This window comes from Okeania sp., from assembly GCF_983059655.1.
On sequence record NZ_CEZPJD010000165.1, the window covers coordinates 1 to 12,411 of the forward strand.

Consider the following 12,411-nt stretch of genomic DNA (forward strand, 5'->3'; position numbering starts at 1 on the left):
CATTAGCTACTTCTGTGACGGTATCTTCTGAGTTGTCTACCACATAAGAATCATTGCCAGAACCACCAATCATCATGTCTATTCCTGAGCCGCCATCAAGTTGATCGTCGCCTGCACCACCTATGAGGGAGTCGTTGTCAGTATTGCCCAGAAGAGTGTCATTTCCACCAGCACCGTCAATAGTATCATTACCTGCTAATCCATCAATCAATTCATTTCTGGAACCACCAGAGAGATTATCATCTTCTGGAGTGCCTGCGGGGCCAGTAGTATTGAGTAGTATTGAGACACCATCGGAGTAAGTGTTAACGGTGGCTAAGTCGAGATAGTCATCTCCATTGAATTCTCCTAGTGCTATTGATCTTGGTCCAATAATTTCCGCTGCAAAATCAAAATTAGTAGGAGCAGTAAAAGAGCCATCTCCATTTCCTAATAACACTGACACATCATCGGAGAAAAGATTAGCTGTAGCTAAGTCAAGATTGCCATCTCCATTAAATTCTCCTACTGCTATTGAGCTTGGGTAATTTCCCACCGCAAAATTAGTAGAAGCAGCAAAAGAGCCATCTCCATTTCCTAATAACACTGACACATCATTGGATAAATCATTAGCAGTAGCTAAGTCGAGATTGCCATCTCCATTAAATTCTCCTACTGCTATTGAGCTTGGGTAATTTCCCACCGCAAAATTAGTAGAAGCAGCAAAAGAGCCATCTCCATTTCCTAATAACACTGACACATCATTGGATAAATCATTAGCAGTAGCTAAGTCGAGATTGCCATCTCCATTAAATTCTCCTACTGCTATTGAGCTTGGGTAATTTCCCACCGCAAAATTAGTAGAAGCAGCAAAAGAGCCATCTCCATTTCCTAATAACACTGCACCCGAAAACCCATTAGCCGTGGCTAAGTCAAGATTGCCATCTCCATTAAATTCCCCTACTGCTATTGAGCTTGGGTAATTTCCCACAGCAAAATTAGTAGAAGCAGCAAAAGAGCCATCACCATTTCCTAATAACACTGACACATCATCGGAAAACCAATTAGCCGTAGCTAAATCAAGATTGCCATCTCCATTAAATTCTCCTACTGCTATTGACTCTGGGTTATCTCCCACCGCAAAATTAGTAGGAGCAGCAAAAGAGCCATCTCCATTTCCTAATAATACTGACACATCATCGGATAAAAAATTAGCAGTAGCTAAGTCGAGATTGCCATCTCCATTGAATTCCCCTACTGCTATTGAACTTGGCCAATCTCCCACTGCAAAATTAGTAGGTTCGCTAAAGGAAACTGCAAACACTCCCTCATACTCTTGAATAACTTCCGGTAAAAACGCCAACCCAGAATTCACGCGCCCTATCTGACTTTCCAACTGCCAACTACCACCTTTAGCAATATTTCCCACCCGATGCGCCGATGCTGCAATATTTGCTCCTGTTAACTCGTGGAGAGAATAGAGAAATTGGCGATCGCCACCGACATTACAGCCATAAAGCAAAATCTCCTCAACCGCCCATTCTTGTAGTAACCCTTTATATTGATCAATATTCTCCTGACTCACAGGAGTTTTACCCAAGTACAAAATACCATCAGCACCGTGACAAACTATATGAAGACTGGTAGCTAGCTCATCTGATAACGCTTCTGTTATTTGCTCAATACCATCTTTTCTCGAATCCAACACCACCACTTTTGTCTCAGGATAAGTCCCCGAAACCAACTGATGATAATTATCCACACGGGGGTCAATAATTACTAACCTTTGTTTTGTTGTTTTTGGTGGAGTTATTTCCCGAACTATTGTTGTGGAGTTTGTATCGTCTTTTCTCGTAAAAATCATTACTAATGCTCCCAAATATATAGTTATTTACTGGACAAAGTAACTCAATTTTAGATTCTTAATTTTAGATAAATTATAGCGTTCCGATTGTGGAGAAAGTTTGTCTTCGTTACATATATTCTCAAATTTCGCTCACTTCCCAACTTAATTAGAGAAAATTTTTTAAGGAAATTATTAATATCGACTACTAATTATAGCATAAAAAAATCTGGAAAGCAAGACTGATTTAGCGTTAAAAACATTAAATTGTTCTGTAAATTTAGTTACAGGATTTGAGTCAGATTGAAAATATCATAATATTAAATTTTAATTAAATATCTAGCTTTGATAGAGTTGAGGTCGAATATTACTAATACAAAATCCGGTTTAATATCCCCTCTAATTAAATACCTATAATCTCTTAAAATCAAGTTATATAGCCATTACAGAAAAGATAGGTAATTTTCAGGATTGTCAGACTTACGGATTATGATTTTTTTTACCTTTTCAGAATAAAAATAGTTGAGTTAATTGTGACAAACCGTAAAATCTGAAAAAAAAATTATGTTGTCTTGACTACATTACTTTTTCACTTTGATTAAAGAAAAAAAATGGCTATCTCTCAAGAAAAACTGTGAGAATTGATACGGTAAAAAACACACAGATTTTATAAATTCAGTTAGAACGTTGTGAGAAAAAGTTGATGCAAATATTTGCCTGTTGTAACTCGTAAAGTTTACATTTTTTTCACGCATATCTACTGATTTACTGAAGGAGAAGACTATGTGGGAGTATCTACCACCATTAAACGATCATTACTTGCCCTATCCAGATACAATACATCCCATCGTTGTCCACTTCGTAATAGCGATGGTATTATTTGCTTTCGTATGCGATCTTATTGGTTATTTTACTCATAATTACCGTTTATATGAAGTAAGCTGGTGGAATATGTTTTTCGCCACAATTTCTATTTTTATCGCTATAATATTCGGTCAGTTTGAAGCAGGTCTGGCACAACCCTACGAAGCAGTCCAACCGGTCTTAAATTTACATACTTTGATTGGTTGGTCTCTGTCAGGAATAATCGCTGCACTTACTGGTTGGCGGTATGTGATTCGTTCAAATAATACAGAAAAACTGCCGATGCCATATCTAGGATTGGGGTTAGTGCTAGTAAGTATAGTTTTCTTCCAGGTATATCTGGGAGATAAACTGGTGTGGGTATATGGGTTACATACAGTGCCAGTAGTGGAAGCGATCGAGGAGGGAATTTTACAATGAACCCAGAATTAATAGATAGTTTGAGTTCTCAAGTAGGGGCAAATGGTCTCCCATACAGCATCCCAATTCATCCTAATTTAGTTCATCTGACTTTAGGTTTGTTTATTATGGGAATCGCCTTTGATATTGTGGGCGTAATCTTCCCTCTACAAAAACCAGTCTTTAAACTTTTAGCAATATCCACTACTCGTTCTAACTTTTTTGATGTAGGTTGGTATAATATGCTCGCCTCATCAATAATTACATTTTTCACCGTAGCAGCAGGGTTTTATGAAATCATGCTAGCGAGACCATCCGCAGAGCTAAAAAGTGCCTGGGGATTTGGAGCAATGGATACTATGATCTGGCACGGTGTTGGTGGTGTGTTCCTGTTGGCCTTCATTGTTAGTATGACAATCTGGAGAGGATTTCAACGCTATATTTGGTCTAAGGATAAACTCCAACAAGTGCAATGGAGCTATTTAGCCGTGGGTTTATTCATCATGTTTCTGATGTACGTTCACGGAACTCTAGGAGCGCAGTTAGCTGCTGAGTTTGGAGTACATAATACTGCTGATGCATTGCTAAAAATAGGCGAAAACCCCAACCAGGTGCTTAAGTAATTTAGTAGGGTATTTTGATATGAAAATCCGGACTATTTTGACATTGGGAGCGATCGCTCTCGTTTTAACTGCTATTAGTATTGGGGTTGGACACCTATCCTATTCATGGCTGCCACCCCAAGCAGCAGCAGAATCAATATTAATTGATGACTTATTTAGCTTTCTCGTCACCCTCGGTACATTCATCTTTCTGGGGGTAACTGGAACCCTGATGTATTCAGTTCTTTTCCAACGCGCTGCCAAATATGACTACAGCGACGGCCCTCATGTTGAAGGCAACATCACCCTAGAAGTTGTCTGGACAGCAATTCCTATTTTTCTTGTATTTTGGATTGCTGCTTATAGCTACAATATCTACCAACAAATGGGAATTCAGGGGCCGATGGAATTAGTACATCTGCATACACCATTAGAAATGGAATCAGCAATTGCAGAGCCACTAAAACCTGTAACTGAGCCTGTAGAGGAAATCGAAGTCTTTGCCAAACAGTGGTCTTGGGTATTTAAATACCCAGAAAATGGCGTTACTAGCACCGAACTACACTTACCAGCAAATAAGCGAGTACGGGTAGCATTAAATTCAGAAGATGTGCTGCATGGATTTTATATTCCAGCATTCCGACTGAAGCAAGACATTATTCCCAACCATTCCATAAATTTTGAATTTACTCCCATTCGCGTAGGCAAATATAGTCTCACTGACTCCCAATATAGCGGTACATATTTTGCCACAATGACAGCAGATGTAGTAGTTGAATCTCCTCAAGATTATCAAAGCTGGCTGGCCGAAGCAGCAAATATCGAAAGGTCTCCCGCAGCAAATCAGGCAACCACTGAATATATTGAAAAATTAAAAGCACCAGTGGAAGCAGGTTGGCCTACTGTTAAACCCGCTGCACCTCCTGTTGTTAATTATCATAGTTAAGAAGTCAAAAGTCAAAAGTTAGACTCGGACGGCTAAAAACTTTGATCGGACAATAGTTTCAGACAATTATTTAACATTTACAGGAGCGAGACTATTTGCAGAGATCGAGAAAAAAATTATTCCATGAAAGAAATAACCATCGACAGCATCAGTAGTAAGGTAGGTTGGGTAGAAGTTTACAGAAACCCAACATCATATGGACGTTATGTTGGCTGACACCCGCCTTGAACCCAACTTATACTTAAGCAAGCAAACCTAAAATTATTTACTTGTTTTGTTGGGTTGCGCTCCGCTTAACCCAACCTACAGAAATTTATATCTAGACACTCAAGGGAAAAAAATTACTCCATGAAAGAAATAACCATCGATGGCATCAGTGATGTCACAGAAAAACCAGAACATGAACAACCGCCTAACTGGCGACGATACTTCAGCTTCAGTACCGACCACAAAGTTATCGGTATTCAATATCTAGTTACCTCTTTCCTCTTTTTCCTAGTAGGTGGAATATTCGCCATGGTAATTCGCGGCGAACTGATGACACCAGAATCAGACCTCGTAGACCGCACCATTTATAACGGAATGTTCACCATGCATGGCACGATCATGCTGTTCCTGTGGACATTTCCATCTTTAGTTGGTTTAGCAAACTATCTTGTACCCATAATGATCGGGGCACGAGACATGGCATTTCCTCGTCTAAATGCAGCAGCATTTTGGATGGTGCCAGTAGTTGGCGTTCTGATGATCGCCAGTTTCTTTGTTCCCGGTGGCCCCGCACAATCAGGTTGGTGGGCATATCCTCCAGTAAGTATACAAAATCCCACGGGTAATTTAATCAACGGTCAGGTACTATGGATACTTGCCGTTGCCATTTCTGGTGTTTCCTCTATTATGGGGGCAGTTAATTTTGTCACAACTATTGTGAGAATGCGAGCACCTGGCATGACATTTTTCCGGATGCCAGCTTTTGTTTGGACAGTATTTGCAGCTCAGATTATTCAATTGTTCGGACTGCCAGCGCTAACAGCAGGTGCAACGATGTTACTATTTGACATCACGATGGGAACTGGATTTTTTAATCCTGCCAATGGAGGAAACCCGGTTTTATTCCAGCACTTTTTCTGGTTTTACTCCCATCCAGCAGTTTATGTGATTATTCTGCCTATTTTTGGTATTTTTTCCGAAATATTCCCAGTCTACAGTCGCAAACCACTATTCGGTTACAAAGTGGTAGTAATTTCATCAATGCTCATCGCTGCGGTAAGTGGTTTAGTTTGGGTACACCATATGTATGCGAGTGGTACTCCTCCCTGGATGCGGATGATTTTTATGCTTTCAACTATGTGCGTTTCTGTACCCACTGGAATTAAAGTATTTGCTTGGGTGGCAACTATTTGGGGAGGAAAAATTAGGCTAACTACTCCCATGCTATTTGCTTTGGGTGGGTTGATCATGTTTGTGTTTGCTGGTATTACTGGCATTATGCTTTCTGCTGTTCCCGTAGATATTCACGTTAACAATACCTATTTTGTCGTCGGTCACTTCCACTATGTTCTCTATGGCACCGTGACCATGGGAATGTATGCTGCCATTTACCATTGGTTCCCGAAAATGACTGGGAAAATGTATTATGAAGGTTTAGGGCAGTTGCATTTTTGGCTGGCATTTATCGGCACTAACCTCAACTTTTTACCTATGCACCCATTAGGTTTACAGGGAATGTTGCGCCGAGTTGCTTCTTATGCGCCTGAGTATGAATTCTGGAATATCGTCGCAAGTCTGGGGGCGTTTTTATTAGGAATGTCTACTTTGCCGTTTATTTTAAATATGGTGAGTTCCTGGATACAAGGTAAGGAAGCACCTGCTAACCCTTGGCGAGCGATCGGTTTAGAATGGATGATTTCTTCCCCACCAGATGTGGAGAATTTTGAAGAAATTCCGATAATTATTGCGGAACCATACGGTTATGGTAAGTCGGAACCTTTGACTTCTAATGACCCAAACGGACATCATGCAGTTAACAGTTAACAGTTAACAGTTATCAGTTATTGCAGTAGTAGTAGGTTGGGTTAAGCGACAGCGCAACCCAACAAAACTCAACCCAACCTGCACCCACCTAACTGTTAGGTTCATCCTGCAGTGGTAGGTTGGGTTAAGCGACAGCGCAACCCAACAAAAATATCTGTCTGTAATATGCCTATGTTGGGTTTATCTTACAGATAAGCTGCGCTAACATTCCTCAACCCAACCTACGACAGAGAATAACAAGGATAAAACCAGTAAGTAAATTAAAGGATAATTCAAACATGGATAGTTCGATCGCATCAGAACAACTACAGGAACCTTTGCATTCAGCAGTTGCCGAACATACTCACGATGAAGAAGGCAATAGTATGTTCGGGTTTATCGTTTTCCTACTTTCAGAAAGCATAATTTTCTTGAGTTTTTTTGTCGGATACATTATCTACAAAACAAGTGCTACCGACTGGTTGCCAGCAGGAGTTTCTGGTTTGGAAGTTAGAGAACCTGCTATTAATACAGTAATTCTGGTTTCGAGTAGTTTTGTTATCTATTTCGCTGAAAAAGCTTTAGAACGTAATGACCTCAAATGGTTTCGTATATTACTGTTTGCCACAATGGCAATGGGAACTTACTTTGTAGTGGGTCAAGGAATTGAATGGAATAGTCTAGAATTTGGTTTCACAACGGGAGTATTCGGTGGAACTTTCTATCTGTTGACTGGTTTTCACGGTCTGCACGTTATGACGGGTATTTTGTTACAGGGTATTATGTTGGGTCGCTCTTTCATTCCTGGTAACTATGATAACGGTCACTTTGGCATCAATGCTACTTCTTTATTTTGGCATTTTGTTGACGTAATTTGGATTATTTTGTTTGGCCTCATTTATATTTGGCAGTGAAATATAGCGCTGTGCGCAGGCAACAGGCAACAGGCAACAGGCAATAGAAGGAATAAAAAGCTGATAGTATCACACTTTGACACATTTTTTATGCCAGAAAATGTCTAAGTAGCACTATCAAATCTTACTTTTGACTTTTGACTTTTGACTTCTTAAAAAGGAAGAATAAAATGATTATTGACGACCAACATTATGATGTGATTATTGTCGGTACAGGTGCAGGAGGAGGAACATTAGCCTCGAAACTTGCTAGTACTGGAAAAAAAATACTCATCTTAGAAAGGGGTGATTTTATGCCCCTAGAAATTCAAAATAAAGCTCATGTTGATATCTTCAAAAAAGAACTTTATCGTGCCCCCGAAAATTGGTATGATAACGCAGGCGAACCCTTTTCTCCTCAGACAAATTATGCCGTAGGTGGCAATACCAAAATCTATGGTGCTGCTCTCATTAGGATGCGAGAAAAAGACTTTGAAACAGTAACACATCAAGAAGGAATTTCTCCAGAATGGTGTCTCAAATACAAAGACTTTGAACCATATTACACTGAAGCAGAAAAACTTTATAAAGTTCACGGTCAAGTTAGCAAAGACCCAACCGAACCTAACCACAGTGCAGAATATCCTTATCCTGCAGTTGACCACGATCCAGAAATTAAAAAAGTTGTCGATGCGATCGCCGGGCAAGGTTTACATCCAGAAACTTTACCATTAACTCTTACCCGCGAAGAGGAAGACCCTACTGGAGACTCGGAAGTATTCGGTATTGCACCACTGCTCGACTCTCCTAACATTACTATTAAAGCTAATGCAAAAGTAGTCTGTTTACTTACCAACTCATCCGGTAACACAGTTAAAGCAGTAGAAGTAGAAATTGGTAAACAATCATTTCTATTTTTTGGAGATATTGTCGTACTTGCTTGTGGAGCAGTAAATTCAGCAGCATTACTATTACGTTCTGCTAATGAAAAACATCCAGATGGTTTAGCAAACAGTTCTGGACAAGTGGGTCGCAACCTAATGAAACATCTGATGACTGCCGTAGTGCAACCTAGTCCCAAACCTAACTCTGGAAACTTTCTCAGAAGTGTTAGTGTGAATGATTTTTATTGGGGAGATGAGAATTTTTCCTATCCCATGGGTCACATAGAAAATACAGGTGGTCTGCTGCAAGATATTACCTTTGCTGAGTCTCCACCAATTTTATCTGTGTTAGCAAAAGCAATGCCTGGTTTTGGGTTGAAGCAGTTAGCATTACGTTCCATTGGTTGGTGGGTGCATTCGGAAATAGTACCAGACCCCAATAACCGAGTTGAAGTAAAAGGGGATAAGTTGTTTTTCCATTACACTCCCAACAACTGGGAAGCACACGATCGCTTAGTGCATCGTTGGATGGATGTATTGAAGTTGGTAGACAAAGAGGTGGGAAATGCTGTTTTGAAGCGCGGCAGTATTTATCCCCGTGGGGAAGTTCCCATTGAGGTGGTAGCAAACCAATGTGGTACTTGTCGGTTTGGGGAAGACCCGAAAACATCAGTTTTGGATATTAACTGTCGTACCCATGATGTGGATAATTTATATGTTGTGGATAGTAGTTTTTTCCCATCAAGTTCGGCAGTAACTCCTGCATTGACTATTATTGCTAATGCTTTGCGGGTAGGGGAACATTTGCAAGAAAGATTGAAGTAATGGTCGTGCATTGTCATTATTTTTTTGACGAAGCATAAGAGTGGGAGCATCTTGCTCCCGTGTCAGGTATTCCTTGTTCCTGCATACTATTACTATTTAGGACTACCAACACTTACAATAACAGCTCGTAGTTGCCCTTTAGTGCCTCAAATATATCTAGCAGTGCTGAAGCGCAACTACAAACAAATACTTTATTGTCTGAATATAATATTACTCAAGAATTATTCATCTGTTCAAATAACTGTTGAACTGACAAAATAGGCAGACTTGCACCAACAAAATCATCAGCATTGCGAGTAATAATAGCATCAACATTTTTAGCATAAGCACAAGCTAATTGCACTGCATCTTCAAAGTCTCTCAAATTAGAAGCAAAAGCAGTTTCTAAAATATTACGATTAACGTTGCAAATTTCCATTAATGCTAATGTCATAGCAACTGCTTCTCTTGCTCGTTCAAGACTTTTAGTTTGTTTTCTGACAATGTAGAAAATGTTAGTTAAAGTTGTTGCTGTGACATATCCTTCGATTTCGTGAACTTTGAGAGCTTCAAATAGAAGATTAGCATCATTTAAAAATGCCTTTCTCTCCAATACAAAATCTAAGACAATATTAGTGTCTATTAAAACTCTCATTTTAAATATTTCTCCACTAAACGTTCTTCGAGCATAGCTTCAACTTCCTCATCATTTGGAGTTGGACTATCTGTTTTTCCTATCCCAATCATTCTGTCTACAAAATCAGGAGGTAACTCTGGGCGAGGGCGGAGTTCTCTATTCAAAGAATTTGTAATGGCCTGGAGTAATAACAGGCGATCGCTTACTGATAAATTCAGAGCTTTTTTTCTTAATTCTTGTAGTTCTGACATAATTTTTATTCCTTCAAGTTGCTTTTATCTAAATATTATAATATGTATTTTTCTCAGGATTTTAAATATTTTTCCACTAAACGTTCTTCGAGCATAGCTTCAACTTCCTCATCATTTGGAGTTGGACTATCTGTTTTTCCTATCCCAATCATTCTGTCTACAAAATCAGGAGGTAACTCTGGGCGAGGGCGGAGTTCTCTATTCAAAGAATTTGTAATGGCCTGGAGTAATAACAGGCGATCGCTTACTGATAAATTCAGAGCTTTTTTCCTTAATTCTTGTAGTTCTGACATAATTTTTATTCCCTTAAATCTTCTGCTATAATATTAGCAGAAATTATTCTAACTCTATTCCCTAATCATGAGACTTATCACTCCTAAACTTGATTATGCCTTTAAAAGAATATTCGGCTTTAATAACGTTACAAGAATTTCTGCAACTGCCAGAAACGAAACCAGCAAGTGAATACATTAATGGAAAAATTATTCAAAAACCTATGCCAAAGGGACGACATAGCCGCTTGCAAGCAAAACTCTGTGCCACTATCAATCAAGTTGCAGAGGAACAAAAGATTGCCTATGCTTTCCCAGAATTGAGATGTAGTTTTGGCGGGCGATCGATTGTTCCCGATGTGGCGGTCTTTCGGTGGGATCGTATCCCGTTTACACCAGAGGGTGAGGTTCCAGACAATTTTGACCTACCGCCAGATTGGACGATTGAAATTCTGTCTCCTGAACAAAGACCAAATAAGGTGATAGGTAATATTCTCCATTGTCTAGAGCATGGAAGTCATCTAGGGTGGTTTGTTGACCCAGATGACCTCAGCATTTTGTGCTTACGACACCAAAAACAACCTGTGTTGTGTAGAAGCGATCGAGTCCTTCCAGTCTTTCCTGATTTAGAATTAACTCTCACCGTCGATCAAGTATTTGGCTGGTTAAAAATGGGTTCATTAATGGATAATGGATAATTAGAGCTTATAACGTAGGTTGGGTTGAGCTGGCGAAACCCAACAGATGCCAGCGTATTGTTAGGTTTCCTTAACGTCTTCTTACGAAAATTGTTCATGGAAAAATCTCCTAAGACAAGACTTTCGGGCAACGCAACAGATACACATTGGTGTTGGGTTTCCTTTCGTCAACCCAACCTACAAACTTGCTGCTTCTGACTGAGCAACTGCTGCGGCAAATTCAGGATTTTGTTGTAGGTCTTCTGGAACTCCTCTTGCTTCATGTAAACCGATAGCATTTGACCATTTAGTATACTGATCCCATGTGATATTGCTGAGGTCGGTGCCACTGAGGTTAGCATCACCAAGGTAGACACCTCTGAGGTCGGCACTTCTGAGGTTAGCATCACCGAGATCGGCAACAAAGAGGTTGGCATTACTGAGGTAGGCACCGCTGAGGTCAGCATCAAAGAGGTCAGTATCGCTCAAGTCAGCACCACTCAAGTCAGCACCACTCAAGTCGGCACCACTCAAGTCGGCACCACTGAGGTTGGCACTTCTGAGGTTGGCACCGCTGAGGTCGGCACTTCTGAGGCCAGTATCACTGAGGTTAGCACCATTGAGGTTAGCACCACTGAGGTTAGCACCACTGAGGTTGGCATCACTGAGGTCGGCATCACTGAGGTCGGCATTACTGAGGTCGGCATTACTGAGGTTGGCAACACTGAGGTAGGTACGACTGAGGTAGGTACGACTGAGGTTGGCAACACTGAGGTCGGCACGACTGAGGTCGGCACGACTGAGGTAGGTACGACTGAGGTAGGTACGACTAAGAAACTTACCTACTATTTCTACAAAAGCACCACTCTCAAAACATTGGCTATAACCAATAATCCTCAGCAGTCTTGTTGGATCAAAATCTTCACTATCAGGTTGACCACAAGGATAAAAATGCAACTCCTCCCGCAACTCCTCCTGAGACTGCCCATAACGATGCAACTCAAACAACAAAATCATCACATTCAAGCCCGTATAAATATCCACCCGACGTTGCCCAGACTCAATACCCCACTGCTGCAACTGCCTCGCCTTTTTCTGAGGTAAAGTTTCCTCCGTCGCCTCAATAAACTTCCCATCACTCCAATTCCAATAAAATTCACACAACCGCTCAAACAACACCACCAACTCAACCTCACTTTTCACCAACAACGCCATCAAATATTCCACAACCTCCGCCGTCAGACTGCCATAACCAAACAGATCGTAAACCCGCCATTCCAAATCTTCATCAGATACCACGTAAGTCTTACGTCGCTTCCCAGTTTTCTCCGTCAAATCTTCCAGACTTTC

Annotated in this window: 12 protein-coding genes; 7 read left to right on the top strand and 5 right to left on the bottom strand. The window is 40.4% G+C overall.

The features are described from left to right. On the bottom strand, positions 1-1,843 hold a 1,843-nt coding region (locus tag AC3DU7_RS11630; RefSeq protein ID WP_488039510.1), incomplete at its 3' end, for an FG-GAP-like repeat-containing protein. Between the two features lie 762 nt (positions 1,844-2,605). Between AC3DU7_RS11630 and AC3DU7_RS11635 the strand changes: the two genes are divergently transcribed. From AC3DU7_RS11635 to AC3DU7_RS11660, 6 genes are all read left to right on the top strand, one after another. Then, a complete protein-coding gene (locus tag AC3DU7_RS11635) occupies positions 2,606-3,106 on the top strand; it encodes a DUF2231 domain-containing protein (protein WP_202224362.1) in 501 nt (166 codons plus the stop codon). Next, positions 3,043-3,708: a DUF2231 domain-containing protein gene (locus AC3DU7_RS11640; protein WP_488039511.1), complete on the top strand. Its 666-nt coding sequence runs from the start codon at positions 3,043-3,045 to the stop codon at positions 3,706-3,708. Before AC3DU7_RS11635 ends, AC3DU7_RS11640 begins: the two co-directional genes overlap by 64 nt. A gap of 19 nt (positions 3,709-3,727) precedes the next feature. Further along, a complete protein-coding gene (locus tag AC3DU7_RS11645; protein WP_488039512.1) occupies positions 3,728-4,633 on the top strand; it encodes a cytochrome c oxidase subunit II in 906 nt (301 codons plus the stop codon). A gap of 348 nt (positions 4,634-4,981) precedes the next feature. After that, positions 4,982-6,664 (top strand): cytochrome c oxidase subunit I, encoded by a 1,683-nt coding sequence (gene ctaD / locus AC3DU7_RS11650; RefSeq protein WP_488039513.1) that lies wholly within the window; start codon positions 4,982-4,984, stop codon positions 6,662-6,664. A gap of 278 nt (positions 6,665-6,942) precedes the next feature. Beyond that, entirely contained in the window at positions 6,943-7,557 is a 615-nt protein-coding gene (locus AC3DU7_RS11655; RefSeq protein WP_488039514.1) for a cytochrome c oxidase subunit 3, read from the top strand. A 170-nt stretch (positions 7,558-7,727) separates the two neighbouring features. Further along, positions 7,728-9,245, top strand: coding sequence for a GMC oxidoreductase (locus AC3DU7_RS11660; RefSeq protein ID WP_488039515.1), 1,518 nt, complete (start codon positions 7,728-7,730; stop codon positions 9,243-9,245). A 214-nt stretch (positions 9,246-9,459) separates the two neighbouring features. Here AC3DU7_RS11660 and AC3DU7_RS11665 read toward each other — a convergent pair whose 3' ends face one another. From AC3DU7_RS11665 to AC3DU7_RS11675, 3 genes are read right to left on the bottom strand one after another with little or no spacing between them, the layout of a single operon-like run. Beyond that, complete coding sequence (locus tag AC3DU7_RS11665; RefSeq protein WP_488039516.1) at positions 9,460-9,879, bottom strand: putative toxin-antitoxin system toxin component, PIN family; 420 nt, start codon at positions 9,877-9,879, stop codon at positions 9,460-9,462. Then, the gene (locus tag AC3DU7_RS11670) at positions 9,876-10,112 is read right to left on the bottom strand and encodes a hypothetical protein (RefSeq protein ID WP_488039517.1); all 237 of its coding nucleotides are present in this window, start codon (positions 10,110-10,112) and stop codon (positions 9,876-9,878) included. Before AC3DU7_RS11670 ends, AC3DU7_RS11665 begins: the two co-directional genes overlap by 4 nt. Positions 10,113-10,165: 53 nt before the next feature. Then, positions 10,166-10,405, bottom strand: coding sequence for a hypothetical protein (locus tag AC3DU7_RS11675; RefSeq protein WP_488039518.1), 240 nt, complete (start codon positions 10,403-10,405; stop codon positions 10,166-10,168). Between the two features lie 95 nt (positions 10,406-10,500). Between AC3DU7_RS11675 and AC3DU7_RS11680 the strand changes: the two genes are divergently transcribed. Then, positions 10,501-11,082 carry a Uma2 family endonuclease gene (locus AC3DU7_RS11680; RefSeq protein WP_488039519.1) on the top strand — a complete coding sequence of 194 codons (582 nt, stop codon included), beginning with the start codon at positions 10,501-10,503 and terminating at the stop codon, positions 11,080-11,082. A gap of 177 nt (positions 11,083-11,259) precedes the next feature. Here the strand turns inward: AC3DU7_RS11680 and AC3DU7_RS11685 are convergent. After that, positions 11,260-12,411 (bottom strand): pentapeptide repeat-containing protein (locus AC3DU7_RS11685; RefSeq protein WP_488039520.1); only part of this gene is annotated, 1,152 nt, incomplete at its 5' end.

Bases quoted from the DNA above. Each gene is read 5' to 3' on its own strand.
- AC3DU7_RS11635 (WP_202224362.1), top strand. From the start codon at position 2,606: ATGTGGGAGTATCTACCACCATTAAACGATCATTACTTGCCCTATCCA.
- AC3DU7_RS11645 (WP_488039512.1), top strand. From the start codon at position 3,728: ATGAAAATCCGGACTATTTTGACATTGGGAGCGATCGCTCTCGTTTTA.
- ctaD (WP_488039513.1), top strand. From the start codon at position 4,982: ATGAAAGAAATAACCATCGATGGCATCAGTGATGTCACAGAAAAACCA.
- AC3DU7_RS11655 (WP_488039514.1), top strand. From the start codon at position 6,943: ATGGATAGTTCGATCGCATCAGAACAACTACAGGAACCTTTGCATTCA.
- AC3DU7_RS11660 (WP_488039515.1), top strand. From the start codon at position 7,728: ATGATTATTGACGACCAACATTATGATGTGATTATTGTCGGTACAGGT.
- AC3DU7_RS11665 (WP_488039516.1), bottom strand. From the start codon at position 9,879: ATGAGAGTTTTAATAGACACTAATATTGTCTTAGATTTTGTATTGGAG.
- AC3DU7_RS11670 (WP_488039517.1), bottom strand. From the start codon at position 10,112: ATGTCAGAACTACAAGAATTAAGAAAAAAAGCTCTGAATTTATCAGTA.
- AC3DU7_RS11675 (WP_488039518.1), bottom strand. From the start codon at position 10,405: ATGTCAGAACTACAAGAATTAAGGAAAAAAGCTCTGAATTTATCAGTA.
- AC3DU7_RS11680 (WP_488039519.1), top strand. From the start codon at position 10,501: ATGCCTTTAAAAGAATATTCGGCTTTAATAACGTTACAAGAATTTCTG.